The sequence below is a fragment of the Methylobacterium sp. 285MFTsu5.1 genome (assembly GCF_000383455.1).
GTDB lineage: Bacteria > Pseudomonadota > Alphaproteobacteria > Rhizobiales > Beijerinckiaceae > Methylobacterium.
This window is the reverse complement of the sequence record NZ_KB911299.1, coordinates 22,111-47,151: the sequence shown is the minus strand read 5'-3', so window position 1 is coordinate 47,151 and position 25,041 is coordinate 22,111. Positions and strand designations below refer to the sequence as shown.

The following is a 25,041-nucleotide window of genomic DNA, read 5'->3' as shown; positions in this document are numbered from 1 at the left end:
GCCCAGACCCAGCACCCGCGCGCCGCGCGCCACGATCTGCTCCAGCTCGTCGATCTCGTAGAACTCCAGGCGGATCGGGATGCCGAACCGGTCGCGCAGCGGCGTCGTCAGCAGCCCCGCCCGCGTCGTGGCGCCAACGAGCGTGAACTTCGGCAGCTCGATCTTGACCGAGCGCGCCGCCGGGCCCTCGCCGATGATCAGGTCGAGCTGGTAATCCTCCATGGCCGGGTAGAGGATCTCCTCGACCGCCGGGTTGAGCCGGTGGATCTCGTCGATGAACAGGACGTCGCGCTCCTCCAGGTTGGTGAGCTGGGCGGCCAGATCCCCGGCCTTGGCGATGACCGGCCCGGAGGTCGAGCGGAAGTTCACGCCGAGTTCGCGCGCCACGATCTGCGCGAGCGTGGTCTTGCCCAGGCCCGGCGGCCCGACGAACAGCACGTGGTCGAGCGCCTGCCCGGTCTTCCTCGCCGCCTCGATGAACACCTGCATGTTCGCCCGCGCCGCGCGCTGACCGATGAACTCGGACAGGCTCAGGGGGCGGATCGTCTGATCGACGTCCTCGGTGCGCTTCTCCGGTGTCAGGAGCGCGTTGGTCGGAGGCTTCGACTTGCTCATGAACCCTGCTTCGTGGACCGTGCCGCGGCCCGCGATGGGCGGTATCGCAGGACGGCTGGGCACCGGCGCGTCCGGTTTTGTTCTTCCTTACCCGTGAAAGCCGGGAAGTCTAAGCGCCGCGGCCGGGCAAGGTGGCCAAGTGTCGTGGCCAGGTGTCGTGGCCGGGCGTCAGCCCGTGTGGCGCCACCGGCGATGTGAGCGAGCGCACGGGCCGTCGCGATCGACACAACCGGGATGCAACCGAACCGCCGGCCCGCGCATTCCTGGACCAAACCTCCAAGCATGGCCGCAGGGCGCTTCTCCCCGATGAAACTCCGTACGATCGCTGCCGCCGCAGCCGGCACCGTCATGCTCGCCGTTCCGCTCGCGGCCCAGGCCGCTAACGGCCCGGCCGAGACCAAAGTCGCCGAGGCCAACCCGCAGGTTCATCCCGTATCGGCGGAGCGGGAGGACGACGTCACCTGCAGCCGGGCCCGCCGCCGTCTGTGGATCGAGGGCGAGGGCTGGGTGGTCCGGCGGATCACCACCTGCCGCTGACCGGTGCGCACCCGGGGGCCGATCTGCTGGGCATGACGGGACCGTTACGCACTCTGCGCGACTGGAGACGCGGAACGGCCGGTGATCCGGTCTGTTGGCCCCGCACCCGGCGCGCACCGCGCCCGCCGACACCCCTCGGAGCCGGACCCATGGCCAACCGGACGATCGTGACCCTGCTCGCTCTGGCGGCGGCGGCGCCCGCGTCGGCGCAGACCTTCCGGAGCGCCGATCCCTACGCTCCGGTCGCCTACGCGCCCGGTTACGCCGCCGATCCGGGCTTTGCCGGCGAGTTCGTGCGGGGCACCTATATCGGCGCCCCGCTGACCCGCGTGCCGCGCCCGACCCAGATCGTGCCTACGCCCTGGAGCTACGGCACCTACGGCGTCCCGACGGTGACCGGCATCCAGGCCGCTCCGGCGGCCGAGCCGACCCTGACGGTGATCAACGCTGCCCCCTACGGCCGCCGCGGCGCGCGCGCCGTCGGGGCCGACCCGGTCGCCGGGGCCCGGGTCATCGCGGTTCAGGTTCCCCGGCGCTGAGCGTCGCGAACCACGCCGCGTAGGGCGTGTTGCGGACGAGGTGCCGGTTGAGGTCGGGCGCGCCGTCCGTCCACCAGACCGGCCCGCGCTCGCCGAGTCCGACCTTCGCCGCATCGACCTCGGCCCTGGCGGCGGCGAGCGCCTCCGCGGCGCCCGGCTCGCCCGCGCGCTCGGCCCGCTTGGCCTCCTTCACGCCCCGGCGCGCCGCCATCAGGCGCTGCACCAGCGCGGCCCGACAAGTTTCCGACAGGTCGGGATTCGCGCGGCGCCACAGACGCGCCCGGACAACGATATAGCGCCGATCCGGAGTGGTAATGGCCACGCTCATACCGGGGTTCAGCTCCGTTGGGGGGCGGTTAAGCCTTCCAGCTTACACCGCGGATATCGGGTGCGGGTCAGGCCATGCAGATCGTCATCGTCGACTCGAGCCGCGTCGTGCTGCAGATCATCGCGTCCCTGATCGAGCCGCGCGGCCACGCGGTGCACCCGTTCACGGATTCGGAGCGGGCGCTGGAGTTCCTGGCGGCGACGCCCGCGGTCCGGGTCCTCATCACCAGCCTGGAGGTGCGGCCGCTCTGCGGGCTCGAACTCTGCTGGTCGGCCCGGCTCCTCGCCGAATCCCGCGGGCCGCTGCACGTCATCACCATGTCGTCGGCCCGCAACGTCCGCAGCCTGGCCGAGGCCCTCGACAGCGGCGCCGACGACTTCATCGAGAAGCCGCCGAGCGCCGAGGAGCTGAACGCGCGCCTGCGCGCGGCCGAGCGCCTGACCACCATGCAGGAGGAGCTGATCCGCCTCGCCGAGACGGACCCGCTGACCGGCTCCTACAACCGGCGCGCCTTCTTCAAGCGCGCGCGGGCCGCCGCGGCACGGGACCCGAGGCCGGGCGCCGTCTCGGCGATCCTCCTCGACATCGATCACTTCAAGCGCATCAACGACGAGCACGGGCACGATGTCGGCGACGTGGCGATCAAGGCCGTGGCCGAGCTGATCGCCGGTGCCGGGATCGCGGGACGCCTCGGCGGCGAGGAATTCGCGGTCATCCTGCCCGGCCGCGGGCTCGCGGAGGCCGTGGCGCAGGCCGAGCGCCTGCGCGCCGACGTCCAGGCCCTGCGGATCAGCGGGACGCGGGGTCCGATCGCGCTGAGCTGCAGCTTCGGCGTCAGCACGTGGCGCGACGGCGACAGCGTCGAGGCCCTGGTCAAGCGGGCCGATGTCGCGCTCTACGCGGCGAAGGGCGGCGGCCGGAACCGGGTGGTGCCGGATCACAGCGAGGGTATCCGCGCCGTCGCGGGCTGAGCCGGACCGCCCGTCCCGGATCGGCACAGTCCGTCGAGCGGTGTCCCACCGTCGTCCCAGATCGGCGCATTGATTCGCCGAGTATCCGTTTCTGGGGAGCGATTCGGCCAATATAAAGCTTAATATTCGCGAGTTGTTGCTGGAACGGATCTTGGAACTTCGCCTTCGATCCCGGCCGCCTGTATCAAGCCGGGAGAGAGAGGTGCGAGGTCATGAGTACGGCCGTTGGCGTCCTGATCCTGGATGAGCCGGAGGACCTGAGCGCGACGGTTCGCGCCACCCTCGAGCACATGCCCGAATTCCACACCATCGGCGAGGCCGATCTCGATCGCGCCGACGCCGGCAGCAGCGTCGCCCTGGTCTTCCTCGACGAGATCCGGCTGGCCGACGGGATCGCCCGCATCGTCGCCTTGAAGGAGCGCCAGCCGGCGCTGCGCACGCTGGTCGCCTTCGGCGCGCTGACGGCGGACGACCTGCGCGCCCTGCTGGCCGCCGGCGCCGACGCTTTCGTGGCGCGCTCCAAGTCGCCGCGGGACCTCGGCGCGGCGCTGCTGGCGCTGGCGGAGGGCTCGGACGTGCTGGTCCCGCCGGAGCAGCCGGTGGCGATGCCGCCGGAGGCCGGCGAGAGCCTCGGGCTGACGCCCCGCGAGGCCGAGGTGCTGCGCTTTCTGAGTTCCGGGTTCAGCAACAAGGAGGTCGCGCGGCGGCTGGCGCTCAGCGTGCGCACGGTGGAGACCCACCGGCTCAACCTGCGGCGCAAGACCCAGACCGGCCGGCTCAAGGACCTCGTCTCGCTGGCCCGCCAGCTCGGCCTGGCCCCCGTGGTCGATTCCAGCGATCAGGTTCGGCGCGGCACCGACAACCGGTCCTCGGGCAACGACAACCAGTCCCGGCACTGAGAGGGGGATCGGGCGATCTCGGCGAGACCGCCCCCCTAAGCGGCCGCGGCCGCCTTCCGGGCTCCGGACGCGCGCTTGGCCGCCGTCCCGCTCTTGGACCGCTCTGGCGTCTTCGCCCCGCGTTTCCGCGCGCCCGCCGGCTTGACCCGACCTCCGGCCTTGACGGCGTCCTCGGCGGCAGAGAGGCGCGCCTGCAGGAGTCCCAGCACCGCCGCCTCCTCGGGCCGCAGGCTCGACAGGTCCTCGCTCAGCTCCGATTCGACCGCGTCCTTCACCTGCAGGAGCAGGCCGCCCTCCAGGTAGCAGTCGAGGATCTGCGGGTGGATGTAGCACTTGCGGCAGATCGTCGGCGTGTTGCCGAGGCGGCCCGCGACGTTCTCGATGGCCGCGCGGATGTTGCGCTTGGCTCCGGCCTCGCTGTCGAAGCTCTCGAACTCCCGCAGCGCCAGCGCCGCCAGCACCGTGCCGGCCCAGGTCCGAAAATCCTTGGCGGTGAAATCCTCGCCGGTGATCTCGCGCAGGTACGCGTTCACGTCCGAGGAGGTGACGTCGCGCTGGGTGCCGTCCGGGTCGAGATACTGGAACAGCTCCTGGCCCGGCAGGTCCTGGCACGCCTTGACGATCCGGGCGACCCGCCGGTCCTTCAGCGACACGTCCCAGGTCTTGCCGCTCTTGCCCTTGAAGCGGAACGACAGGGCCGAACCCTCGATCCGGACGTGGGGGTCGCGCAGGGTCGTCAGGCCGTAGCTCTTGTTGGTCCGCGCGTAATCGTCGTTGCCGACGCGGATCAGCGTGGTCTCCAGCAGGTGGACCACGGTGGCCAGCACCTTGTCGCGGGGCAGGCCCGGCCGCCTCATGTCGGCGTCGACGCGCCGGCGGATGCCCGGCAACGCGTCCGCGAAGGCCATGATCCGCGAGAACTTGTTGGCCTCCCGCGCCTGCCGGAAGTCCGGGTGGTAGCGGTACTGCTTGCGCCCCTTGGCGTCGCGGCCCGTCGCCTGGATGTGGCCGTTGCGGCGGGGGCAGATCCAGACATCCGTGTAGGCCGGCGGGATCGCGAGGCCGCGGATGCGGGCCAGCACGGCCCTGTCGCGCACCGGCGCGCCCTTCGCGTCGCAGTAGCGGAAGCCGGTGCCGCTGCGGCGGCGGGTCAGCCCGGGCCGGCCGTCATCGACGTAGACGAGCCCGGCCTCCTCGGCCGCGGCGCGGAGGTCTCCGCCGCTCTCCGCCGTCTCGACGCACGCCATGAACAGCCCCTCCCATCGACGCCGCCGGGCTGCCTCGCCCGGCGAGAAGGCCTTGGACAACCGGCGGCACGGGATCGCCGTTCCGGGCCTGCACATCCGTCGCAGGACGGGCCCCGCCGCCGTGCTAGAGGGGACGGATGCAGTCCGATGCCGAACCCGGGAACCTGCCCGTTCCGATGCGCCGCCTGGTCTTCGTGGTGACCGAGGACTGGTTCTTCGCCTCGCATTTCCTTCCGATGGCCCGCGCCGCCGTCGGCATGGGTCTCTCGGTCGCGGTGGTGACGCGGGTCCGCCTCCACCGGGCCGCCATCGAGGCGACCGGCGCGCAGGTCGTCAACCTGGAGGCCGAGCGGGCGAGCCTCAACCCGATGGCCGCGGGCTACGCGGCCGGGCAGCTCGCCGCGATCCTGAAGGCGCTGAAGACCGACATCGTCCACTGCATCGCCCTGCGCGGCATCCTGGTCGGCGGCACGGCCGCCGCCATGGCGGGCATCCCGTCCCGCGTCTTCGCCCTGACCGGCCTCGGCCTCGTCGGCGCCCGGAGCGACCGCCTCGGCCGGGCGGCGCGCCTCGCCCTGCGGGCGCTGATCCGGGGGCCGCTGGCCTCGTCGCGGACGCGCTTCCTCTTCGAGAACCCCGACGACGCCCTGGCCCTGGGCCTGGACCCGCTCGACCGGTCGGTGACCGTGGTGGGCGGCGCCGGCGTCGATCCCGCAATCCTCGTCCCGCAGCCGCTGCCGCCGATGCCGCCGCTGCGGGTGGCCGTCGTCGCCCGGATGCTGTGGTCGAAGGGGATCGACGTCGCCGTCGAGGCCGTCCGCCTCGCTCGGAGCCAGGGCGCGCCGGTGGAGCTGGCGCTGTACGGCGCGCCGGACCCGTCGAACCGGCGGGCGATCGGCGCCGACACCCTGCGCGCCTGGAGCCGCGACGGCATCGTCTGGCACGGGCCGACGACCGACGTCGCGGGGGTCTGGGCCGGCCACCACGTCGCCTGCCTGCCCTCGCGCGGGGGGGAGGGCCTGCCGCGGACGCTGCTGGAGGCCGCCGCCTGCGGCCGGACGCTGGTCGCGTCCGACGTCCCGGGCTGCCGCAGCCTCGTGCGCGACGGCGTCGAGGGCCTGCTCGTTCCCCCGGACGACGCGCCGGCTCTGGCCGCCGCCCTGGCGCGCCTGAGCGGCGATGCCGGTCTCGTCGCCGGCCTGGGCGCGGCCGCGCGAGCGCGGATCGAGACCGGGGGCTTCACCGAGACCGCGGTGACCGACCAGGTCCGCGCCGTGTGGCGCGACCTGCTGGAGGCCTGACCGTGCGCGCACCGGACGATCCCGCCGGCTTCATCCGCGCCAACACCCGCCTGCTGCCCGTCCCCCACGCGCCCGAGATCCGCCTGCACGTCGCCGACGAGGCGACCGATCTCTGGCAGCGGACCGAGGAGGAGTTGCAGGCGATCGGGCTGCCGCCGCCGTTCTGGGCGTTCGCCTGGGCGGGCGGCCAGGCGCTCGCCCGCTACGTCCTCGACAACCCGGACGTCGCGGACGGCGCGCGCGCGGTGGATTTCGCCTCGGGGTCCGGCCTCGTCGCGATCGCGGCGGCCCGCGCCGGGGCGCGCCACGTCGTCGCCAGCGACCTCGACCCCTTCGCCGTCGCGGCGATCGGGCTCAACGCCGCGGCCAACGGCGTCGGCGACCGCGTCGCCGCGATCGCCGACGATCTCCTCGCCACGGATCCCCGGGCCGACCTCGTACTGGCGGCCGACGTGTTCTACGAGCGCGACCTCGCCGAGGCCGTGACCGCCTGGCTCGTTCGCCTGCAGGCGCGCGGCGTCACCGTGCTGATCGGCGATCCGGGCCGCACCTACCTTCCGCGGGACCGCCTCGACTGCCTCGCGACCTACGAGGTTCCGGTCTCGCGCGCGCTGGAGGATTCCGAGATCAAGCGCAGCCACGTCTGGCGGCTCCGCGGATGACGGATCCGCCGAGATGGTCCCGCCGAACCGCCGCCCGCGCGGCCGCGCCGAGGCTTTATCCGGCGCGGGAATGCGTTACCGTCGAATCGACCCGCGTCGCGTGCCGCGCATGCGCCAGGGTGTTCGGAGTCCCGGATCAGGGCGTGCTGCGGCGGAAGGTTTCGTGGTGAGTGTCGAGTCGAGTGTGAAGCCCAGCCGTGCCCGCGTCGTCGCCTTCTCGGGCAGCGCCAAGCGACCCTCGCGCACCCGCATCCTGGTCGAGGCCCTCGGCGCCGAACTCGGTCGCCTGCGCGGGATCGACCTCGCCGTGTACGACCTGATGGATGCCGGCCCGGGCCTCGGCGCGACGCAGCGCGACGATCTCTCGGCGCCCGCCGCGCGCCTCGTCGAGGCGATCGAGGCGGCGGACGCGCTGATCGTCGGGACGCCTGTCTACCAGGGCGGCTATGCCGGGCTGTTCAAACACGTCTTCGACTTCGTCGACCCGGCCCGGATGATCGGCATGCCGGTGGCGCTGACCGCGACGGGCGGGGGCCTGCGCCACGCCCTGGTGGTCGAGCACGGGCTCCGACCCCTGTTCGGCTTCTTCGCGGCCCACGTCGCGCCGACCTCGGTCTATGCCGGGTCGGACGACTTGGTGGACGGCCGCATCGTCGACGAGACCGTGGCGATCCGGCTGCGCGCCGCGGCCGCGGAACTCGCAGCCCTGCTCGACGTGTCGCGGACGGCCTCGTCCGGCGCATCCGGCTGACGGAAGACTCCCCCGGCCTGAGGCGGGCCCTAGATCGGAGGGGGACCACGCTCTTCCGCGAGGGATCATGTCAGGCTCTCCGCTCACGGCCGGCAAGGCGCCGACCGCGCTGCCCGCCACCTACGTCACGGCATCCGGACTGCCACGCTACCATCCGGTCTCGCAGGCGCTGCACTGGCTGAACGCCGCCCTCGTCCTGGCGGTGCTGCCGCTCGCCTGGGTCGCGATCAGCCTGCCGCCGACACCCGCCAAGGGCAGCATGTTCGTGCTGCACAAGTCGGTCGGCCTGACGATCCTCGCGATCGTGGTTGTGCGGATCCTCTGGCGGATGATCCGGCCGGCGCCGCCGGACCCGCATGCGCCCCGGCTCCTGACGCTGATCGGGCGCGTCAACCACTTCCTGCTCTACGCGATCTTCCTAATCATGCCGATCAGCGGCTACCTGCTGAGCGCGCTGTCCGGGCGCGACACGCCGTACTTCTGGCTGTTCACGATCCCGGGACTGCCGAAGGACGACGCGACGCAGAAGATCTTCGAGTCGATCCACGTGTTCGGCCAGTGGCTCGTCTACGCCCTGGTCCTGCTGCACATCGCCGGCACGGCGTGGCACTTGGTGATCCGCCGCGACGGTCTGCTGGAGCGGATGCTGCCGGTCCAGGACGGGCGCGGCTCGTCGCGCTGACGCGCCCGTCATCGAGCGCGCGGCCGCCGTCGCGCGGTGCGCTCAATCGACGCGGCGCAGGACGAAGGTGGTGCCGACCTCGGGATCGCGCCGCCACCGGCCGTCGCCGCTCGGCACGAGGTCGATGCTGTGGCCCCGCTTGGCGGTCAGCGTCATCCGGCCCTTCGCGTAGCGCCAGCGCACCGGATCGAACACCTCCAGGCCGCTGTCGTGGCAGCCGGGGACGATGTGCACGCCGCCGCCGACCCCGTCGAGGTTGATCCGGCAGGTATCGCGCTGCTGGAAGCGGTCGAGGGCGTAGAGCCCCGGCGCCGGCCCCGCCGAGGCGGTCGAGGCGGTCGGCGGCGGCTGCAGCTCGGCCGGCACCGGGGCCGCGGTCTGGAGCGGGGAGGGTGCCGGGCTCGCCGGATCCGTCGGCGCGGTCTCGGGCGCCGCCGCCGCGTCGGCCGGCCGCATCGCGACGATGTCGAGGGGAACGAGACTGTAGCGCTCGCCGCCCTCGGCCTGGGCGACGAGGCTGCGCTGGTCCGGCCGCTTGGCGAAATCGAGGACCGGGCGGACGTTGCGGTCGACGAGGCGGACGGCCCCGTCGACGAAGAGCCAGCCGGCGACCCCGTTCAGGACCGGCAGGGCCCGTCGGCATCCGGCCGGGAAGCGCAGCCGCTGCCCCGCCTCGCCGCTGTCGAGCACCAGCGTCATGACGCAGCGGCGGTTGGTGCCGTCCCGCGACAGGTCCCAGGTTCCAGGCACCTGCCCGAGCTTCTCGGGGAGGCTCGGCGGCGCGGTCGGAGCCGGGGGCGCCGCGAGCGTCTCCGCGGCCGGAGGAGGGGACGGCGGTGCGGCCTCCTCGGTGGCGGCGGGCACGTCCTGGGCGGCGGCCGGCCGGACGATCGCGGCGGTCGCGATCAGCGCCGATGCGGCCAGCAGGGCGGCCTTAGCCTGTCTCACGCGGTCGGTCTCCAGGGTGTCTCGGCGACGGGCGTCAGCGGACCCCGTCCCTCGAACCACGAGACGACGTTGTCGACGACGAGCTGGGCCATCGCCGCGCGGGTGTGCTCGGAGGCCGACCCGACATGCGGCAGCAGCACCGTGTTGTCGAGGGCGGCGAGGTCCGCGGGCACGTGCGGCTCGTTCTCGAAGACGTCGAGGCCGGCGCCGAGGATCGTGCCCGCCTTCAGCGCCGCGGTCAGCGCCGCCTCGTCGACGAGGGTGCCCCGGGCGACGTTGATCAGGATGCCCTCGGGACCGAGCGCCTCCAGCACGGCCGCGTCCACGAGGTTGCGCGTGTCGGCACCGCCGGGCGCCACCATGATCAGGATGTGGACCGCACGGGCGAGGCCGATCAGCGTATCGTGATATGTGTAGGGTATGTCGGCCTGCCGGCTGCGGCCGTGATAGTCGATCGCGACGCCGAAGCTCTCCAGGCGGTGGGCGATCGCCCGCCCGATCCGGCCGAGACCGAGGATGCCGACCCGCCGCCCGCGCAGCGATGCCGTGAGCGGGAAGGGCGCCTTGGGCCAGTGGCCGTCTCGCAGGTAGCGGTCGGCCTGGGGGATCCGCCGCAGGGTGGCGAGGGTGAGGCCGAGGGCGAGGTCGGCGACCTCGTCGGTGAGGACGTCCGGCGTGTTGGTGACGACGATGCCGCGCCGCTGCGCCCCAGCGGCGTCGACGGCGTCGTAGCCCACGCCGAAATTCGCGATCAGCTCGAGGTTCGGCAGCCGGTCCATCAGCGCCCCGTCCACCCCGCCGCCGACGCAGAGCGCCCGGATCCGCGGGCCGATCTCGGCGAGCAGGGCCTCCGGGTTCGCGGCCTCCGCCAGCCGGTGGACCCCGTACCGCCCCGCGAAGGCCTTCTCCACCAACGGGTGCATCTTCCGGAGCAACAGGATCTCGACCGGGGCCTCAGCCATCGTTCACTCCCTCGTTCGGCCGCGCGTCGGTGTCGGCCGCCTCCCCCGTCCCGCCATAGAGCCTGTGCGGGGTGGGGCGCCAGCGCGCAGGAGCGGCCGGCGGTGACAACCGCGCCGATCAGCCGGGCGGCCGTTCGGCCGGCACAGGGCTCGCCTCTTTCGAAAACCGCGCGCGATGCCTACTAAGGACCACGCATCATCGCGAGAGTTCTGCACCGACCCCAATCGCCGAAGACGAAGACCGATGACCAGCCCGCGCACCCTCTACGACAAGATCTGGGACGACCACGTCGTCGATGTCCAGCCGGACGGCTCCAGCCTCCTCTACATCGACCGGCACCTCGTCCACGAAGTGACGAGCCCGCAGGCCTTCGAGGGTCTTCGCGTGGCCGGCCGCAAGGTGCGCCATCCGGAGAAGACGCTGGCCGTCGTGGACCACAACGTCCAGACCTCGGACCGCTCGCAGGGCATCGAGGATCCCGAGAGCCGCACGCAGCTCGAGGCGCTCGCCGAGAACGTGCGAGACTTCGGCATCGAGTTCTACGACGCCCTCGACCGCCGCCAGGGCATCGTCCACATCATCGGCCCGGAGCAGGGCTTCACGCTGCCCGGCCAGACGATCGTGTGCGGCGATTCGCACACCTCGACGCACGGCGCCTTCGGCGCGCTGGCCCACGGCATCGGCACCTCGGAGGTCGAGCACGTGCTCGCCACTCAGACCCTGGTGCAGCGCAAGGCCCGGAACATGCGCGTCTCCGTCGATGGCACGCTGCCGCCCGGCGTGACCGCGAAGGACATCATCCTGGCGATCATCGGCGAGATCGGGACCGCCGGCGGCACCGGCCACGTCATCGAGTATGCCGGCGAGGCGATCCGCGCGCTCTCGATGGAGGGCCGGATGACGATCTGCAACATGTCGATCGAGGGCGGTGCCCGCGCCGGCATGGTCGCCCCCGACGCGACGACCTTCGCCTACGTGAAGGACCGCCCGAAGGCGCCGAAGGGCGCGGCCTTCGACGCGGCCCGCCGCTACTGGGAGAGCCTCGTCACCGACGCCGGCGCGCATTTCGACCGCGAGGTGCGTCTCGACGCGGCCAACCTGCCGCCGATCGTCAGCTGGGGCACGAGCCCCGAGGACGTGATCTCGATCCAGGGCCGCATCCCGGACCCGTCCGAGATCGCCGACGAGAACAAGCGGCAGTCGAAGGAGAAGGCGCTCGCCTACATGGGCCTGACGCCGGGCACCCGGATCACCGACATCACCCTGGACCGGATCTTCATCGGCTCCTGCACCAACGGCCGCATCGAGGATCTGCGCGAGGTCGCGCGGGTCGTCGGCGACCGGAAGGTGCACGAGGGCGTCTCGGCGATGATCGTGCCGGGCTCCGGCCTCGTGAAGGCGCAGGCCGAGGCCGAGGGTCTCGACAAGATCCTGAAGGCGGCGGGCTTCGACTGGCGCGAGCCGGGCTGCTCGATGTGTCTCGGCATGAACCCGGACAAGCTGCGTCCGGGCGAGCGCTGCGCCTCGACGTCGAACCGCAACTTCGAGGGCCGCCAGGGTCCCCGCGGACGCACGCACCTCGTGTCCCCAGCCATGGCGGCGGCCGCGGCGGTCACCGGACACTTCGTCGACATCCGGGAGTGGCCGCAGGGCTGAAATCGCGATTGACGCCGGCGGCTCCGTTGCCTAAACGGAGCCGTCGCCGGCCGATGGCCGACGGCGAGCCCAGGTGGCGGAATTGGTAGACGCGCTGGTTTCAGGTACCAGTCTCGCGAGAGGTGAAGGTTCGAGTCCTTTCCTGGGCACCAAATGCCTGACAGCAGCCCGCCAACGCATTGGCGGGCTTTGTTGTTTCTGGGGTGCGGGATCTGCGGACCGAGGATGCGGGCGCCCGTCCCGCCTCTCGGGCCGTCAAAGCCCGACCCACTGTCCGCGTATCGGTCGCCCCGTTCGACCGACCGGCCCCGGCGCTGTGCCGCCGTTTCCTCGGCTGTGGCGAGCCATGCGATCACGGAGCGGCGAGGAGGCACGGCGGTAGGAGTGGTCGTCCGGGCCTCAGGGGGCACCGTTCGACCTGGAGACCGGAACCGCGCTGCCATCCCGCGCGTAGACGAGGTCTCGACATTCCCCCAGCGAGATCACCTCGAACCGCCCGGCTCCGGCCGTGGCGGTTTTTTCGTGCCCCGCGCTGCGACAGCGCCGTGCTCGCGGCGGCGTGACATCCCTCCGGGGATCCACGCAAACCCGCCGGCACGGCCGCGCCGGCTTCTCCCGATCACGCTGCGGTGACGCGCCGGTAGCTCGCCGCGAACGCCTGGGCTTCCTCGTGCGTTAGATCGGTGACCACCAGCCCCGGCGCGTAGACCGTCCAGCGGCCGTCGTTGTCCTCCGATATACGGATCTCGACCACCGCGGACCTCCTCGATTGCGAGTGGAAGCTCACCGCTACTCTCGCGAATTGTTGTGGGGACGCAATACCTCTTAAGGTGCTGGGGTTTCCTCCGGCACGGAGACGCGGCGGCATCCGCGGGAGCCCATTTCCCGGCAGGGGCACGCCCCGCGTGACCGCTACAGCCAGCGCTCGTCGAGGTCCGTGGCGTTCCTGTCCGCGACGGGCTGCGTCTCGTCACCCTCGGCGAACACCACCACGTCGTCCGGCCCGACGTCGCGGGTCGCGTAGAAATCCCAGCGCCGGTGGATCACGCGCGGGCCGCCGAAGATCCGGTAGGCGTTCCAGTACCGGTCGTCCCGGAAGCCGACATAGTGGACGCAGCGGGTCGCCATCGGCTCACCGGCGGCGGGCCATCAGCCGGGCCAGGCGCGGCCGCAGCGGCAGCGACAGCCGGTAGGCCAGCTCGGCGACCGGCAGAATCGGCCGGACACCGAGGACGCGCAGGTCAACCAGGCGGCCGAGCCAGCGCCAGCCGGGCATTGTCTGCCAGAGGCGCACGAACGCGGCGGCGCCGGAGATCAGCTGCCCGTCCGCGGTCCGGACATGGAAACGGCGCAGGGCCCGGGCTCGGTCGAGATCCGCGCCGAGCGCCGGCTCGGGCGCCCCGGAGCCGACATCGACGAAGGCGAGCCGGTCCGCGCCGGCGCACCGGCGATACTGGTCGATCTCGGCCCGGCACAGTGGGCAGCCGCCGTCGTAGTAGATGCTGAGCCGCCCGTCGGAGCGATCCTCGGCCATGGCCGCGCCGGTGCTCAGGGGCTCAGTTCGCGGGCGGGCTCAGGACGAGCTTGCCCTTGAAGGGCGCGTCGGCGTTGCGCGTGCTGGTGCAGGCGTACTCCTCCTGCCCGGCCTTCATCGTCCGCAGGCGCAGCGTGCCCTTGCCGTTCTGCTTGACCGTGTAGCCCTTCTCGCTGGCGACATGCACGAGGTCTCCGTCGGCGTGCAGCACGAGGCCGTTCTCGAACTGCCCGGGCGCGGTGATCGTCACCGGCGCGTCGGCGCTGCTCACGATCTTCAGCGCGACGTTGGTGTCGGCCGGAAGCTTGAGCTCGGCCGGGTCGCAGACCGGCTTGCCGTCCTTCAGGCTGATCGTCAGCTCCACGGGCGGCATCGCGTCAGTGGCGGGCGGCGGCAGGGGCTTGCCCTGAGCCAGGGCCGGCCCTGCGGCCAGGACAGCAGAGAGTGCCAGGAGCGTCGCCGATCCGCGCGCGAGTGTCAGCATGTCGATACGTCCGGATTGGAGGGGCAGCGCGCTCCGCCGAGCACACCGCCGGGAAAGGCGGCGCGGTCAGCGACGTTCCCGGGCGCAACGCCGCACCCGGGCGGATGCCAGCGATCGCGCCCGCGGGTCCCGCCGCCGGATCAGCCGGCATATCCCGGGGGCGTCACGCGGTATAAGGACCCGCTTCGGTTTTGAGTGAGGTCGATTCGCGTGCGGTCCGGTTCAAGGCTCTCCGAGCGCTGGTTCACGCTGGCGCTCTGGCTCGTCGCGCTGGTCTTCGCGTGGTTCCTGATCGGACTCGGATCGCTGGTCGTCGGCGATCTGCCGCAGGTGGAGCACCGCTACACCCTCGACCAGTTCCTCGACACCGACCAGGGCACGGCGTCGGCCGAGGCCCTCAAGCAGATCCGCCGGGAGCAGGACGACAACCGCCGGACGGTCGAGCAGGACCAGCTCGCCCTCGAGGCTGCGCAGGCCGCCTCCGAGGGCGCGCGCGAGACCTTCGCCAACTGGCTGAAGACCCGCGACGCCACGCAGCGGGTCGACCAGGATCCCGGGCTCATCGCGCGCACGCAGCAGCTCGACGCGCTGAAGGCCGCCGAGCGCACCATCGAGGAGCGGCTCGCGGCCCTGGCGCGGACGGGGCTCGACCTGTCGGAGAGCGAGGCGGCGCAGCTGCGCGTGGACACCGATCTGCGGGCCGCCGCGCAGACGCGCCTCGACGCGGCCGAGCGCGGCCAGGAGCTGCGCGTCTTCGGCTATCGCCTCGCCCTGACGCTGCCGCTGCTGGCCCTCGCCGGATGGCTCCTGCTCAAGCGCCGCCGCACCCGCAACTGGCCCTTCGTGTGGGGCTTCGCCTTCGCGGCGGCCTTCGCGTTCTTCGTCGAGCTCGTGCCCTACATGCCGAGCTACGGCGGCTACGTGCAGTACGGCGTCGGCGTGATCGTCACCCTGGTCGCGGGCCGGGCGGCGATCAACGCGCTGCACGCCTACCGCGCCCGGCAGGCCGTGGTGGAGGCGCGCCCGGACGCCGAGCGGCGGACCGAGATCGCCACCGACCAGGCCCTGGCGCGCCTCGCCAAGAAGGCGTGCCCGGGCTGCGAGCGGCCGATCGCCCTCGACGACGCGAGCACGAATTTCTGCCCCCATTGCGGGCTCGGCATCTTCGCGCACTGCCCGTCCTGCGCGCAGCGCAAGAGCACCTTCGAGCGCTTCTGCCGGGCCTGCGGCACCCGGAGCCCGGATCTCGCGAGCGAGGCGCCCTGACGCCGCCCGGGCACCCGGGCACGCCTCAGGCGTTGTCGCCCCGGATCGCCGCGATGACCGCGTCGGTGACCTGACGGGTCGTCGCCGTGCCACCGAGGTCCGGCGTGTGCAGGTTCGGATCCGCGGTGACCCGCTCGACCGCGCGCATCAGCCTGTCGGCCGCCGGCTTCTCTCCGAGGTGCTCCAGCATCTGGCACGCCGTCCAGAAGGTCGCGACCGGGTTGGCGATGCCCTTGCCGGCGATGTCGAAGGCCGAGCCGTGGATCGGCTCGAACATCGACGGGTAGGTCCGCTCCGGGTTGATGTTGGCGGTCGGCGCGATGCCGAGCGACCCGGCGAGCGCCGCCGCGAGGTCCGACAGGATGTCCGCGTGCAGGTTCGTCGCCACGATCGTGTCGAGGGTCTCGGGCTTCGTCACCATGCGCATCGTCATGGCGTCGACCAGCATCTTGTCCCAGGTCACGTCCGGGAAGTCCTTCGCGACCGCGGCGGCGATCTCGTCCCACATCACCATTGCGTGGCGCTGGGCGTTCGACTTGGTGACGACGGTCAGGAGCTTGCGCGGGCGGGAGCGGGCGAGCTCGAACGCGTAGCGGATGATCCGGTCGACCCCCGAGCGGGTCATCATCGAGACGTCGGTGGCGACCTCGTTGGGATGGCCCTGGTGGACCCGTCCGCCGACGCCGGCGTACTCGCCCTCCGAGTTCTCCCGCACGATCACCCAGTCGAGCTCCGGACCCGAGACGTGGCGCAGCGGGCTGGTAATGCCCGGCAGGATCCGGGTCGGGCGGACGTTGGCGTACTGGTCGAAGGGCTGGCAGATCGCGAGCCGCAGGCCCCAGAGGGTGATGTGGTCGGGCACGTCCGGCGCCCCGACCGCGCCGAAGAAGATCGCGTCGTGGTTCCGGATCTGGTCACGGCCGTCGGCCGGCATCATCGCGCCGTGCCTCTTGTAGTAGTCCGATCCCCAATCGAAATGGTCGAACTGGAAGGCGAAGGAGCCGGTCTTCTCGGCCAGCGCGTCGAGCACCTCGATGCCGGCGGCGATGACCTCGACGCCGATGCCGTCCGCGGGGATGGCCGCGATGGTGTAGGTCTTCGTCATGGGTGTCTTCTCGTGTGTCTTCGGGGGCGAGACGAGAAAGCGAGCGCGTGACGGTGGGCGCGGGCTCGGTGTCCGGATCGGGACGTGTAACGTTTTGTGACACTGTGCAGTTTCGCGTTGCCGTGCCACCGGCCGCCCCTATGCTCGCCGCATGCACGAGGGCACCACCATCGCCATCGTCGAGGACGATCCCGACATCCGCGCCCTTCTCGCCGGCTACCTGGAGGGCGAGGGGTTCCGCGCCGTCGCCCTCGACGGCGGCGCGGCCCTCGACCGCCTGATCGCGGCGGGCCCCGCGCCCGACCTCGTCGTCCTCGACTGGATGCTGCCCGGCGAGGACGGCCTCTCCATCTGCCGCCGCCTCCGCGACGCCGGTGGGCCGCCCGTCGTGATGCTGACCGCCAAGGACGAGGACATCGACCGGGTCCTCGGCCTGGAGATGGGCGCCGACGACTACGTCTCGAAGCCGTTCAACCCGCGGGTCCTGCTGGCCCGGATCCGCGCGGTCCTGCGACGGGCCCATGGCGCCGGCGGCCATCCCGCCGCGGCCGCCTCCGAGCGTCTCAGTGTCGCCGACCTCGTCGTCGATCTCGCGGCCCGCACCGTGATCACCGGCGATCCCGCCGCCGAGATCCCGCTGACCAGCGCCGAGTACGACCTGCTCCACTGCTTCGTCACTCGGCCGCAGCGGGTGCTCTCGCGCGACCAGCTCCTCGACTGGACCCGGGGCCGGACCGCTGACGCCTTCGACCGCACCATCGACGTCCAGGTCAGCCGCCTGCGGCACAAGCTCGACGCCTCGGGCAGTCAGGCCGCGTCCCTGCTCAAGACCGTGCGCAATGCCGGCTACATCCTGGCCGCTCCGGTCCGCTCCGGAACGCCGTGATGGGCCGCGTCGGGCTCCTCGGGCGCATCATGCTGCTCCTGCTCGGCGCCCTCTCCCTGCTCGTCCTCGCCACCGTGGCCCTGGATCACTGGCAGCGCCGGGAGGAGCGGCTGCCCTCGGGCTCGCGCTTCCCGCGGGTCGACCAGGCCGCCGGCATCATGACGCTGCTGCGCGACGCGGATCCCGCCCAGAGGCCGGCCATCCTGAAGGCGGTCAGCGGCGAGGTGCTGCGGGCCGAGATCGTCGACGCGCCGCCCGACACCGTCGACCTGATCCGCGAGCCCCGCCTGGAAACCCGGATCCGGCGGATGACGGCCGAGCCGGCCGACCGCGTCCAGGCCTACACCGACGCCGCCCTGCTGCGCCGCGGCGTCGATCCGGCCAACATCGCGCAGGCCGAGCGCGCCGGGCCGATCGGACGCCTCGCGCTGGCGACCTACCGGCTGCCCGACGGCCGGTACGCCGTGATCAGCGCGGCCGAGCATCATCGCTCGCTCATGCCGTGGCTGTTCGGCCAGCCGCTGAGCCTCTGGGTGGCGGTGCTCGGCGCCGCGGCGGCCGGTCTCGTCCTGGTCGGCACGCGCCACGAACTCGCACCGCTGCGCCGCCTCACCGACGCGGTCTCCCGGTTCGACGGCCGCGCCCCGGAGCGGGTGAGCGCGCCCCGGGGGGCGCCCGAGATCCGGCGTCTCGCCCAGGCAGTGCAGGGCATGCAGGAGCGGATCGCCGGCCTCATGGCCGAGCGCTCGCTGCTGATCGGCGCCATCTCGCACGACCTCAAGACCTACCTGACGCGGCTGCGCCTCCGCGCCGAAGTGGTGGCGGAGCCGATGCTCCGGGACAAGCTCGTGGCGGATCTCGACGCCATGACCGAGCTGATCGAGGCGTCCCTGGGGTTCGCCCGCGGCACCGCCGTCGAGGCGACCCGGGCGCCGGTGGATCTCGCCGATCTCGTCGCCGTCGAGGTGGCCGAGCACGCCGCCCAGGGCGCCACGATCAGCCTGACCGGCGAGGAGGTGCGGGACGCCACCGTGGCCGGTGACGCGGTCGCCCTGCGCCGGGTCGTGGCCAACCTGATCGGGAACGCCGTCAAGTTCGGACGCTCCTCGGTGGCGGTGGGGGTGAGCCGGGCCGGGACGGTGTGCCGGATCGTCGTCGAGGATGACGGGCCGGGCATTCCCGAGGCGGAGCGGACGGCGGTGTTCAGCCCGTACTACCGGGTCGAGCGCTCGCGCAGCCGACAGACCGGCGGGACAGGCCTGGGCCTCGCCATCAGCCGGCAGATCGCCGAGGCCCACGGCGGCACGGTGGTGGCGGAGGCCGGCGCGGACGGCGGCGCGCGGCTCGTCGTGACCCTGCCGAGCCTGTCCTGACGGCGGGCCGCAACGGGCCCGCAACCGGCCGTTACACATCGTTACAGGACGGCGCTCCCCGGTCACATCCGGGCAGCGCGCGCGGACGAACCTTCGCTCACACGCCGCGGCGGATCCTCCGTCCCGGCGGCGGCAGCCGGCCCCGGGCCGCGCTGACCGATCGAGCAGAAGGAGATCACCGATGTTGAAGGTTCTCGCTCCCGCCGCCCTCGTCGTGAGCCTCGCGGTGCCCGCCTCGGCGCTGCCGCTGGTGCAGGACGCCGTCTCCGACGGCGCCGACGGCGCCCGGATCATCCAGGTCTACGGCGGCTGCGGTCCCTACGGCCATCGCGGCCCGTACGGCGGCTGCCGCACCGGCGGCCAGTGGGGCGGCTACATCCGCGGCCGCTCGTGCCCGGCGGGCTTCCACATCGGCCCCTACGGCCGCCGCTGCTGGCCGAACTGAGACGCCGGGACGCTCGATCGCGTCCCCCGTTCCGCGTCCGGCCCCGCGGCCGGGTTCCCGTGGAGACACTCCCGGAGTTGAATCATGATCCGCACTCTCGTCCTGCCCGTGGCGCTCGCCGCGGGGGTTCTGTTGGCCGGCTCGAGCGCCGAGGCGCGCGACGGCTGCGGGCCCGGCTTCCACCGCAACGTCTACGGCTGGTGCCGGCCGAATCTGGGCTACAGGCCGTTCGTCTACGTTCCGGTCTATCCGCGCGTCGGCGACCGGTGGCACTACGGCTACCGCTGGCACCGACGCTTCGCGTGGGGCGGCGGCTATCGCTGGGGCGGCTTCCGCCATGCCGGCTGGCATGGGGGATGGCATGCGGGATGGCGCGGCGGCTGGCATCGGGGCTGGCACGGTGGCTGGCACCACGGCGGCTGGCACCATCGCTGGTGACCCCGTGCCGGATCCGGCCGCGCCCGTCCGCTACGGCAGGACGAGGCCCGACGCCGCGTAGGTCAGGGCCGCGACCAGGGCCGCGGCCGGCATCGTGATCACCCAGGCGATCACGATGCCCTGCGCGACGTTCCAGCGGACCGCCGAGACCCGGCGGGCGGCGCCGACGCCGACGATGGCGCCCGTGATCGTGTGGGTGGTCGAGACCGGGATGCCGAAGGCCGTCGCGGCGAACAGCGTCGCGGCGCCGCCGGTCTCGGCGCAGAACCCCTGCATGGGCGACAGCCGCGTGATCTTCGACCCCATCGTGTGGACGATGCGCCAGCCGCCCATCAGGGTGCCGAGGGCCATGGCGGTCTGGCAGGACAGCACCACCCAGAGGGGCACGTGGAAAGCCCCGCTCTCGCCGTGGGCGTAGAGCAGGGCCGCGATGATGCCCATGGTCTTCTGGGCGTCGTTGCCGCCGTGGCCGAGGGAGTAGAGCGAGGCCGAGACGAACTGGAGGCCCCGGAACACGCGGTCCACGGCGTGCGGCGTCGAGCGGACGAAGATCCACGAGACGGCCAGCATCAGCAGCAGCCCGAGGGCGAAGCCCAGGGCGGGCGAGAGGACGATGGCGGCGCTGGTGGCGATGACGCCAGGCCAGACGATCACGCCGACCCCCGCCTTGGCGATGCCGGCGCCGAGCAGGCCCCCGATCAGGGCGTGGGAGCTGGAGGACGGGATGCCGGCGTACCACGTGACCAGATTCCACGTGATAGCGCCGCCGAGCGCGCCCATGATGACCCGGTCGTCCACCGTCGCGACGTCGATAATGCCCGAGCCGACCGTGCCGGCGACGTGCAGGCCGAAGACCAGGAAGGCCACGAAGTTGAAGAACGCCGCCCAGAACACGGCGTAGCGGGGCGCCAGCACCCGCGTCGACACGATCGTGGCGATGGAGTTCGCGGCGTCGTGCAGCCCGTTCAGGAAGTCGAAGACCAGGGCGAGGACGATGAGGACGACGAGGAGCGTCACGCGGCGACCTGCGGCTCAGACATGTTCGACGACGATGCTGCTGATCTGGTTCGCCACGTCCTCGAACCGGTCCATGACCTTCTCCAGGTGGCCGTACAGCTCGGACCCGACGAGGAAGGCCATGGGGTCCCGCCCCGAGGCCTTGAACAGGGCTTTCAGCCCGTCATTGTGCAGGTCGTCGGCCCGCCCCTCCAGCTCGATGACGCGCTCGGTCAGGCTGTTCAGCGCGGCGGCGTTCTCGCCGAGGGCCCGCAGCTTCGGCAGCGCCTCGGCGGTGACCTGCGCGGCCTCCTGGATGACCGCGCCCATCTCGCGCATCGCCGGCTCGAAGGTGGTCACCTCGAAGAGCTGGACCGCCTTGGCGGTCTTGAGCATCTGGTCGATGGCGTCGTCGAGGGAGCCGACCAGGGCCTGGATGTCGCCGCGGTCGAACGGCGTGATGAAGGTCCGGCGGACCGCCAGCAGCGCCTCGCGGGTGATCCCGTCGGCCGCGTCCTCGTGGGCCGCGATCGCCGCGTAGGCCGACGGGACGGCCTGAGTCCCGTCGAGAAGTCCTCGCAGGGCGGCCGCGCCGTCCTCGAGCGTCCGCGCGTGACGCTCGAAGAGATCGAAGAACCGGTCCTCCCGCGGCATCAGGGCGCGAAACCAAGCCAGCATGGCGTGTCCGGATCGAGAGGTCGGCGCGGCGGCCGGGTGCGACGGCACCCGGCAGGCACAACGGGCGAGAGCGCCGACCCGATCCGGGAGCCGGCAAACAATCTGCCAGCGGGGCGGCGCCGGCCGGCGCCGCTCAGCGGACCGGGATGGCGGCGGCGTGGAGCCAGCCGAAATCCACCGGGTAGCCGAGCCCGTGCAGCATCTTGACCCGCTTCCAGGAGGCCGACCGCGCCGCGGCCGCGTCCTGCCCGGCGTCGATCTCGGCGCTCTCCATCTCCTGGAGCTCGCGGGTCAGCGACTCGCGCAGGCCTGCGGCCTTCATGTTGCCGAGCGCGGCGGTGAAGGCCTGCTCGGCGATCCGAACCTGATCACAAATCTGACGCACGCTCATCAGTACCGATCCCTCCAGCCCGGCGTGAACACTGCATTCCCGCAGTGAACAGGTAGCTATCACGCGAGCCGGCGGCGGGAGATGTACGTCTTTGGTGCAGCGGCCGTCACCGCATGGGGAGCAGGCCGGGGCGCCGCATCGTCCGCGGCGGACGCGCCCAGCGCCGCTTGCGCCCGAAGGTGCGGCGCGGATCGGCGAGGCGCGCGTCCATCTCCATCTTGCGACCCAACCGCGGCTGGACGCTGGCGCCGATCGCCACCAGCGCGGCCGAACCGATCAGCGCGACGAGTACCGCACCCCAGAACACGCTCTCGAACATCAGGCACTCCCGGTCTGGAGCCCCGCCGCGGACCGTTCCGGACTGCGGACGATTGCTGATGAAGCTAGACCATTCCCGCGAATGTAATCAACGCCCTGTATCGCCCCGTATTCAACTGTCGACAACTGATTGCGCCCACCCGCGACGCCCGCGCGCGTGGCGGGCGTCCCGTCCTTGCGCGGGATCAATGCGCGCGCCGCCCCGGTCTCCCACGATCCCCGCGCCCAACCGGAGCCCGGACCATGCGCCTCTATCGCGTCACCTTCTACAAGACCGTCGCGGACGATACCGGCCACGAGCACCGGGTGCGGCAGCGCGCGATCCTGGTCCGGGCGCCATCGGAGGTGTCGGCCGTCTGGCAGGCCAAGGCGCTGCTCTGCGCGGGGGCCCGGGTGGTCGACTGGCGCCTGCGCGCCGACAGCTGCGAGGTCGCCGCCCTGCCGGCCGCCGCGTAGGTCGACCGGACCTGCCGGCGCCGGGACCGGCCCGGATCCGCGCCGGCCATCGACGTCTCACCCGAGCCCGTCCCTCTCGCTTCCGGGACGTGCGGGTGAATCCGAGACGACGGGGTGCGGCCTCCGCGCTCGGCCTCGTGACCGGGACCGCGCCCCGGCCGCAACGTCAGCGGGTGCGGCACCGCACGCCGCGGGACCGGGCCCGTCCCGCTGCGGCCCCATTCCGCTGCGACACGGCCCCGGTCGGCGAGGCGATCGCCAGCGCCCGCTCCCTCTGCCTCGCGGTGGCGGCGACGATCCCGACGCCGGCCCCCCGCTCCCCGCCGAGCCCGCCTCGGCGGGCCGGGCCGATCGGGGCGGATTTTACCAAGCGTTCATCCTCCGGGTGTCCGATCCGGAGGGTCACAGGCGGGAAAGCGGAAGCGATGCCGAGCGAGACGAACCGAGCGATTCAGGATGCCCCGGCGCAGGAGCCGATCCTGGAACTGTGGCGCATCCTCGCCCTGGCGCTCATCGTCGCGGCCGGCATGCTGTTCGTCCATCTGGTCGTGCCCGCCGAGGCCGACGCGGCCCCGGTCGCCACGGCGCAGATCGCGGGCGCCCAGATCCTGCGGTGACGGGCACGGCCTGAAAGGCGACCCCGACGCGGCGCCCGAGCCGCCCCCGGCCGCCCCGCCTACTCGCCGCGCGCCGCGCCGAGCCCGGCCTGATCCAGCGCACTCGCGGCCGCCCTCAGCTCGCGCCGGGCTTCGGCGATCGCCGTCGCCTTCTCGTCGCCCTGCGCGTTCAGGGCCTCCAGGAAGGCGGTCCAGTCCGCGCGGGCACTGCTCGGGATCTGGCCGTCGAGCTTCTGGCGCAGCAGGGCGACGCGGCCCTCGGGCGTCGCGACCGTCGGGGCCGCGACGTCGGCGTCGTACACGCCGACCGCGCAGGTCTGGTCCCCGGCCCGGGTGTAGTAGGTGGTCTTGGGCTCCTCGACGGTGCTGCCCGGCTTGGGGAACAGGTAGCGGATCACCGAGATCTGGCCGGGCCTGGCCGTGTCCAGCATCGTGCGGATGAAGTGGTGGCCGGTCCGGTCGTGCAGGTCGCGGACGTCGTGCCCCTTCAAGATCGGGTTCGGGTGGGCGGTCATGACGCCGTCCGCATCGATACAGAACACGTAGGTGTCGGTGGTGCGGAACCCGCGCGTGCCGTCGGTGAAGTCCTGGAGCGCCCGGGTCCGGTCGGCTTTCAGGGCCCGATCGACGCGGCCGAGCATCCAGGAGGCGAAGCCATTCGGGCTCGGATCGTCGCAGGATACCGGAGCCTCACCGTCACCGCAGGCCCGGGCCGGCGCGACCGGTCCCAGTCCGAGCAGCGCGAGGATCGCCAGTCTCGAAGCCCTGGACGCCATCGGCCTCTCCCGCTTTCAACATGACGTGTCGAACCGGTGGAATGAGAGACCTGTCAGCCTGAACCGGTCATCACCCGAACAAGGGATGACAGGGCGAGAGACGCCGCACTGCCTCACTGCATCGGCAGCGGCACCGCCTCCACGGTGACGTCGCCGATGCCCCGGGCGGCGAGGGCCGCGCGCAGGGCGTCGGTCAGGCAGGTGCCGGCCGTGAAGGCGCCGAGCGCCGAGCCGTGCCGGTCCGCCTCGCGGGGGAGGGGGCCGATCAGCTGCACGACGCGCCGGGCGATGGCGGGCGCCGGGTCGATCCAGGTCACCGGCCAGGGCGCGACCGCCTGGAGGCGCGGCAGCAGCAGCGGATAGTGGGTGCAGGCGAGGCAGACCACGTCGGTGCGCCGCCCGTCCGCCTCGGTGACGAAGCAGGGGGCGATCTCGGCGGCGAGGGTGGCGTCGTCCACCGGCGCGCCCGCGAGCTCGGTCTCCGCGAAGCCGGCGAGGTTCTGCGAGCCGACCAGCGTCACCGCGCAGGAGCCCGCGTAGGTCGCGATCAGGTCGTGGGTGTAGGAGCGCGCCACCGTGCCGGGCGTCGCCAGCAGGGTCACGAGCCGCGAGCGCGTCGCCTCGGCGGCGGGCTTGATCGGTGGGACCACCCCCACGAAGGGCGTCGTGAAGCGCTGGCGCAGCGCCGGGAGCACCAGCGTCGAGGCGGTGTTGCAGGCGATGACCACGAGGTCGGGCCGGTGGGTCGCGACCAGCCGCTCCATCACGGTGAGGACGCGGGCGACGAGGGTCGCCTCCGAGAGCCGGCCGTACGGGAAGGCGGCGTCGTCGCCGACATAGACGTAGCGGGCATCCGGGCGGGCGCGCCGCACAGCGTCGAGGACGGTCAGGCCGCCGAGGCCGGAATCGAACACCAGGATGGTCGGCTCTGCGGCGCAGCGCAGAGCGGCGGCGGACAGGCTGGCCCCGGCCATCAGATCGATCCGCATGAGAACCCCGGACTCCTCGAAGAGCGTCCCAAAATCTCGGCAGCGAGGGTTAAGGCGGTGTCACTGCGGCGAGAGAAAGACCCGTGATCCCCAACCCGTTCCGTTAACCGGCGCGCCGACGCGGCGAAGAGGCCCGGTGGGCCGAGCGGCGACCGCGCGCCGACCAGGCGCACGCGAAGCCGCCGCGTCC

Annotated in this window: 32 protein-coding genes and 1 tRNA gene; 17 read left to right on the top strand and 16 right to left on the bottom strand. The window is 72.4% G+C overall.

All coding sequences use genetic code 11. The features are described from left to right. Positions 1-615 (bottom strand): Holliday junction branch migration DNA helicase RuvB (ruvB, locus tag H288_RS32945; protein WP_020095854.1); only part of this gene is annotated, 615 nt, incomplete at its 3' end. 306 nt (positions 616-921) lie between these two features. Between ruvB and H288_RS0127820 the strand changes: the two genes are divergently transcribed. Both H288_RS0127820 and H288_RS0127815 read left to right on the top strand, forming a co-directional pair. Continuing rightward, positions 922-1,152, top strand: a complete 231-nt coding sequence (locus tag H288_RS0127820; protein WP_026605348.1) for a hypothetical protein — start codon at positions 922-924, stop codon at positions 1,150-1,152. A 149-nt stretch (positions 1,153-1,301) separates the two neighbouring features. Further along, positions 1,302-1,691 carry a hypothetical protein gene (locus tag H288_RS0127815; RefSeq protein WP_020095852.1) on the top strand — a complete coding sequence of 130 codons (390 nt, stop codon included), beginning with the start codon at positions 1,302-1,304 and terminating at the stop codon, positions 1,689-1,691. Here the strand turns inward: H288_RS0127815 and H288_RS0127810 are convergent. Then, positions 1,663-2,019 (bottom strand): hypothetical protein, encoded by a 357-nt coding sequence (locus H288_RS0127810; protein ID WP_026605347.1) that lies wholly within the window; start codon positions 2,017-2,019, stop codon positions 1,663-1,665. The two genes, H288_RS0127815 and H288_RS0127810, sit on opposite strands and share 29 nt — an antisense overlap. Before the next feature lie 74 nt (positions 2,020-2,093). Between H288_RS0127810 and H288_RS0127805 the strand changes: the two genes are divergently transcribed. Both H288_RS0127805 and H288_RS0127800 read left to right on the top strand, forming a co-directional pair. Continuing rightward, positions 2,094-2,990, top strand: a complete 897-nt coding sequence (locus H288_RS0127805) for a diguanylate cyclase (RefSeq protein WP_020095850.1) — start codon at positions 2,094-2,096, stop codon at positions 2,988-2,990. Between the two features lie 212 nt (positions 2,991-3,202). Next, on the top strand, positions 3,203-3,889 hold the full coding sequence (locus H288_RS0127800) for a response regulator transcription factor (RefSeq protein WP_020095849.1): 687 nt from the start codon (positions 3,203-3,205) through the stop codon (positions 3,887-3,889). Between the two features lie 35 nt (positions 3,890-3,924). On the opposite strand, the gene H288_RS0127795 is transcribed toward H288_RS0127800, so the two are convergent. Then, positions 3,925-5,136: a DNA topoisomerase IB gene (locus tag H288_RS0127795; protein ID WP_043713252.1), complete on the bottom strand. Its 1,212-nt coding sequence runs from the start codon at positions 5,134-5,136 to the stop codon at positions 3,925-3,927. A 137-nt stretch (positions 5,137-5,273) separates the two neighbouring features. Between H288_RS0127795 and H288_RS0127790 the strand changes: the two genes are divergently transcribed. The 4 genes from H288_RS0127790 (at position 5,274) to H288_RS0127775 (ending at position 8,532) form a co-directional block, all read left to right on the top strand. Continuing rightward, entirely contained in the window at positions 5,274-6,437 is a 1,164-nt protein-coding gene (locus H288_RS0127790; protein WP_020095847.1) for a glycosyltransferase, read from the top strand. A 2-nt stretch (positions 6,438-6,439) separates the two neighbouring features. Then, positions 6,440-7,099, top strand: coding sequence for a methyltransferase (locus H288_RS0127785; protein WP_020095846.1), 660 nt, complete (start codon positions 6,440-6,442; stop codon positions 7,097-7,099). Positions 7,100-7,283: 184 nt separating this feature from the next. Then, positions 7,284-7,850 carry an NAD(P)H-dependent oxidoreductase gene (locus H288_RS0127780; RefSeq protein WP_020095845.1) on the top strand — a complete coding sequence of 189 codons (567 nt, stop codon included), beginning with the start codon at positions 7,284-7,286 and terminating at the stop codon, positions 7,848-7,850. A gap of 67 nt (positions 7,851-7,917) precedes the next feature. Then, positions 7,918-8,532, top strand: coding sequence for a cytochrome b (locus H288_RS0127775; protein ID WP_020095844.1), 615 nt, complete (start codon positions 7,918-7,920; stop codon positions 8,530-8,532). A gap of 42 nt (positions 8,533-8,574) precedes the next feature. Here H288_RS0127775 and H288_RS0127770 read toward each other — a convergent pair whose 3' ends face one another. Together H288_RS0127770 and H288_RS0127765 are read right to left on the bottom strand one after the other, a co-directional pair. Next, positions 8,575-9,480, bottom strand: coding sequence for an AprI/Inh family metalloprotease inhibitor (locus H288_RS0127770; RefSeq protein ID WP_020095843.1), 906 nt, complete (start codon positions 9,478-9,480; stop codon positions 8,575-8,577). Next, positions 9,477-10,442 carry a 2-hydroxyacid dehydrogenase gene (locus H288_RS0127765; RefSeq protein WP_020095842.1) on the bottom strand — a complete coding sequence of 322 codons (966 nt, stop codon included), beginning with the start codon at positions 10,440-10,442 and terminating at the stop codon, positions 9,477-9,479. Before H288_RS0127765 ends, H288_RS0127770 begins: the two co-directional genes overlap by 4 nt. A 244-nt stretch (positions 10,443-10,686) precedes the next feature. Between H288_RS0127765 and leuC the strand changes: the two genes are divergently transcribed. Next, positions 10,687-12,099 (top strand): 3-isopropylmalate dehydratase large subunit, encoded by a 1,413-nt coding sequence (leuC, locus tag H288_RS0127760; RefSeq protein ID WP_020095841.1) that lies wholly within the window; start codon positions 10,687-10,689, stop codon positions 12,097-12,099. A 67-nt stretch (positions 12,100-12,166) separates the two neighbouring features. Beyond that, a tRNA-Leu gene (locus H288_RS0127755) sits at positions 12,167-12,251 on the top strand. 467 nt (positions 12,252-12,718) lie between these two features. On the opposite strand, the gene H288_RS36320 is transcribed toward H288_RS0127755, so the two are convergent. The 4 genes from H288_RS36320 to H288_RS0127735 all read right to left on the bottom strand — a co-directional run bounded on the left by H288_RS36320 (position 12,719) and on the right by H288_RS0127735 (position 14,117). Continuing rightward, positions 12,719-12,853 carry a hypothetical protein gene (locus H288_RS36320; protein ID WP_267965754.1) on the bottom strand — a complete coding sequence of 45 codons (135 nt, stop codon included), beginning with the start codon at positions 12,851-12,853 and terminating at the stop codon, positions 12,719-12,721. Positions 12,854-13,011: 158 nt separating this feature from the next. After that, a complete protein-coding gene (locus H288_RS0127745; protein ID WP_012317770.1) occupies positions 13,012-13,227 on the bottom strand; it encodes a hypothetical protein in 216 nt (71 codons plus the stop codon). Positions 13,228-13,231: 4 nt separating this feature from the next. After that, positions 13,232-13,633 (bottom strand): DUF393 domain-containing protein, encoded by a 402-nt coding sequence (locus H288_RS0127740; protein WP_020095839.1) that lies wholly within the window; start codon positions 13,631-13,633, stop codon positions 13,232-13,234. 22 nt (positions 13,634-13,655) lie between these two features. Beyond that, positions 13,656-14,117: an anaerobic typically selenocysteine-containing protein gene (locus H288_RS0127735; protein ID WP_020095838.1), complete on the bottom strand. Its 462-nt coding sequence runs from the start codon at positions 14,115-14,117 to the stop codon at positions 13,656-13,658. A 210-nt stretch (positions 14,118-14,327) separates the two neighbouring features. Between H288_RS0127735 and H288_RS0127730 the strand changes: the two genes are divergently transcribed. Next, positions 14,328-15,383 carry a zinc ribbon domain-containing protein gene (locus H288_RS0127730; protein WP_020095837.1) on the top strand — a complete coding sequence of 352 codons (1,056 nt, stop codon included), beginning with the start codon at positions 14,328-14,330 and terminating at the stop codon, positions 15,381-15,383. A 25-nt stretch (positions 15,384-15,408) separates the two neighbouring features. Here H288_RS0127730 and H288_RS0127725 read toward each other — a convergent pair whose 3' ends face one another. Next, positions 15,409-16,488, bottom strand: a complete 1,080-nt coding sequence (locus H288_RS0127725) for a tartrate dehydrogenase (RefSeq protein WP_020095836.1) — start codon at positions 16,486-16,488, stop codon at positions 15,409-15,411. 151 nt (positions 16,489-16,639) lie between these two features. Between H288_RS0127725 and H288_RS0127720 the strand changes: the two genes are divergently transcribed. The 4 genes from H288_RS0127720 (at position 16,640) to H288_RS0127705 (ending at position 19,630) form a co-directional block, all read left to right on the top strand. Next, positions 16,640-17,374, top strand: coding sequence for a response regulator transcription factor (locus H288_RS0127720; RefSeq protein ID WP_020095835.1), 735 nt, complete (start codon positions 16,640-16,642; stop codon positions 17,372-17,374). Beyond that, positions 17,374-18,747: a HAMP domain-containing sensor histidine kinase gene (locus tag H288_RS0127715; RefSeq protein ID WP_020095834.1), complete on the top strand. Its 1,374-nt coding sequence runs from the start codon at positions 17,374-17,376 to the stop codon at positions 18,745-18,747. Before H288_RS0127720 ends, H288_RS0127715 begins: the two co-directional genes overlap by 1 nt. A 181-nt stretch (positions 18,748-18,928) precedes the next feature. Beyond that, positions 18,929-19,192, top strand: a complete 264-nt coding sequence (locus tag H288_RS0127710; protein WP_020095833.1) for a hypothetical protein — start codon at positions 18,929-18,931, stop codon at positions 19,190-19,192. A gap of 84 nt (positions 19,193-19,276) precedes the next feature. Continuing rightward, a complete protein-coding gene (locus H288_RS0127705; protein ID WP_020095832.1) occupies positions 19,277-19,630 on the top strand; it encodes a hypothetical protein in 354 nt (117 codons plus the stop codon). Between the two features lie 30 nt (positions 19,631-19,660). On the opposite strand, the gene H288_RS0127700 is transcribed toward H288_RS0127705, so the two are convergent. The 4 genes from H288_RS0127700 to H288_RS0127685 form a co-directional block, all read right to left on the bottom strand. Further along, complete coding sequence (locus H288_RS0127700; RefSeq protein ID WP_020095831.1) at positions 19,661-20,647, bottom strand: inorganic phosphate transporter; 987 nt, start codon at positions 20,645-20,647, stop codon at positions 19,661-19,663. Positions 20,648-20,662: 15 nt separating this feature from the next. Then, positions 20,663-21,304: a DUF47 family protein gene (locus tag H288_RS0127695; RefSeq protein ID WP_020095830.1), complete on the bottom strand. Its 642-nt coding sequence runs from the start codon at positions 21,302-21,304 to the stop codon at positions 20,663-20,665. 133 nt (positions 21,305-21,437) lie between these two features. Next, a complete protein-coding gene (locus H288_RS0127690) occupies positions 21,438-21,695 on the bottom strand; it encodes a hypothetical protein (RefSeq protein ID WP_020095829.1) in 258 nt (85 codons plus the stop codon). Positions 21,696-21,801: 106 nt separating this feature from the next. After that, positions 21,802-22,014 (bottom strand): hypothetical protein, encoded by a 213-nt coding sequence (locus H288_RS0127685; RefSeq protein WP_020095828.1) that lies wholly within the window; start codon positions 22,012-22,014, stop codon positions 21,802-21,804. Positions 22,015-22,256: 242 nt separating this feature from the next. On the opposite strand from H288_RS0127685, the gene H288_RS0127680 reads away from it, so the two are divergent. Both H288_RS0127680 and H288_RS0127675 read left to right on the top strand, forming a co-directional pair. Continuing rightward, positions 22,257-22,469, top strand: a complete 213-nt coding sequence (locus H288_RS0127680) for a hypothetical protein (RefSeq protein WP_020095827.1) — start codon at positions 22,257-22,259, stop codon at positions 22,467-22,469. 425 nt (positions 22,470-22,894) lie between these two features. Then, a complete protein-coding gene (locus tag H288_RS0127675) occupies positions 22,895-23,086 on the top strand; it encodes a hypothetical protein (RefSeq protein ID WP_020095826.1) in 192 nt (63 codons plus the stop codon). 59 nt (positions 23,087-23,145) lie between these two features. On the opposite strand, the gene H288_RS0127670 is transcribed toward H288_RS0127675, so the two are convergent. Both H288_RS0127670 and murI read right to left on the bottom strand, forming a co-directional pair. Beyond that, positions 23,146-23,862, bottom strand: a complete 717-nt coding sequence (locus H288_RS0127670; RefSeq protein WP_020095825.1) for a cache domain-containing protein — start codon at positions 23,860-23,862, stop codon at positions 23,146-23,148. 113 nt (positions 23,863-23,975) lie between these two features. Beyond that, a complete protein-coding gene (gene murI / locus H288_RS0127665) occupies positions 23,976-24,851 on the bottom strand; it encodes a glutamate racemase (protein ID WP_020095824.1) in 876 nt (291 codons plus the stop codon). Between the last annotated feature and the right edge of the window lie 190 nt (positions 24,852-25,041).

Bases quoted from the DNA above. Each gene is read 5' to 3' on its own strand.
- H288_RS0127820 (WP_026605348.1), top strand. From the start codon at position 922: ATGAAACTCCGTACGATCGCTGCCGCCGCAGCCGGCACCGTCATGCTC.
- H288_RS0127815 (WP_020095852.1), top strand. From the start codon at position 1,302: ATGGCCAACCGGACGATCGTGACCCTGCTCGCTCTGGCGGCGGCGGCG.
- H288_RS0127810 (WP_026605347.1), bottom strand. From the start codon at position 2,019: ATGAGCGTGGCCATTACCACTCCGGATCGGCGCTATATCGTTGTCCGG.
- H288_RS0127805 (WP_020095850.1), top strand. From the start codon at position 2,094: ATGCAGATCGTCATCGTCGACTCGAGCCGCGTCGTGCTGCAGATCATC.
- H288_RS0127800 (WP_020095849.1), top strand. From the start codon at position 3,203: ATGAGTACGGCCGTTGGCGTCCTGATCCTGGATGAGCCGGAGGACCTG.
- H288_RS0127795 (WP_043713252.1), bottom strand. From the start codon at position 5,136: ATGGCGTGCGTCGAGACGGCGGAGAGCGGCGGAGACCTCCGCGCCGCG.
- H288_RS0127790 (WP_020095847.1), top strand. From the start codon at position 5,274: ATGCAGTCCGATGCCGAACCCGGGAACCTGCCCGTTCCGATGCGCCGC.
- H288_RS0127775 (WP_020095844.1), top strand. From the start codon at position 7,918: ATGTCAGGCTCTCCGCTCACGGCCGGCAAGGCGCCGACCGCGCTGCCC.
- H288_RS0127765 (WP_020095842.1), bottom strand. From the start codon at position 10,442: ATGGCTGAGGCCCCGGTCGAGATCCTGTTGCTCCGGAAGATGCACCCG.
- leuC (WP_020095841.1), top strand. From the start codon at position 10,687: ATGACCAGCCCGCGCACCCTCTACGACAAGATCTGGGACGACCACGTC.
- H288_RS0127745 (WP_012317770.1), bottom strand. From the start codon at position 13,227: ATGGCGACCCGCTGCGTCCACTATGTCGGCTTCCGGGACGACCGGTAC.
- H288_RS0127740 (WP_020095839.1), bottom strand. From the start codon at position 13,633: ATGGCCGAGGATCGCTCCGACGGGCGGCTCAGCATCTACTACGACGGC.
- H288_RS0127735 (WP_020095838.1), bottom strand. From the start codon at position 14,117: ATGCTGACACTCGCGCGCGGATCGGCGACGCTCCTGGCACTCTCTGCT.
- H288_RS0127725 (WP_020095836.1), bottom strand. From the start codon at position 16,488: ATGACGAAGACCTACACCATCGCGGCCATCCCCGCGGACGGCATCGGC.
- H288_RS0127720 (WP_020095835.1), top strand. From the start codon at position 16,640: ATGCACGAGGGCACCACCATCGCCATCGTCGAGGACGATCCCGACATC.
- H288_RS0127715 (WP_020095834.1), top strand. From the start codon at position 17,374: ATGGGCCGCGTCGGGCTCCTCGGGCGCATCATGCTGCTCCTGCTCGGC.
- H288_RS0127710 (WP_020095833.1), top strand. From the start codon at position 18,929: ATGTTGAAGGTTCTCGCTCCCGCCGCCCTCGTCGTGAGCCTCGCGGTG.
- H288_RS0127705 (WP_020095832.1), top strand. From the start codon at position 19,277: ATGATCCGCACTCTCGTCCTGCCCGTGGCGCTCGCCGCGGGGGTTCTG.
- H288_RS0127695 (WP_020095830.1), bottom strand. From the start codon at position 21,304: ATGCTGGCTTGGTTTCGCGCCCTGATGCCGCGGGAGGACCGGTTCTTC.
- H288_RS0127690 (WP_020095829.1), bottom strand. From the start codon at position 21,695: ATGAGCGTGCGTCAGATTTGTGATCAGGTTCGGATCGCCGAGCAGGCC.
- H288_RS0127685 (WP_020095828.1), bottom strand. From the start codon at position 22,014: ATGTTCGAGAGCGTGTTCTGGGGTGCGGTACTCGTCGCGCTGATCGGT.
- H288_RS0127680 (WP_020095827.1), top strand. From the start codon at position 22,257: ATGCGCCTCTATCGCGTCACCTTCTACAAGACCGTCGCGGACGATACC.
- H288_RS0127675 (WP_020095826.1), top strand. From the start codon at position 22,895: ATGCCGAGCGAGACGAACCGAGCGATTCAGGATGCCCCGGCGCAGGAG.
- H288_RS0127670 (WP_020095825.1), bottom strand. From the start codon at position 23,862: ATGGCGTCCAGGGCTTCGAGACTGGCGATCCTCGCGCTGCTCGGACTG.
- murI (WP_020095824.1), bottom strand. From the start codon at position 24,851: ATGCGGATCGATCTGATGGCCGGGGCCAGCCTGTCCGCCGCCGCTCTG.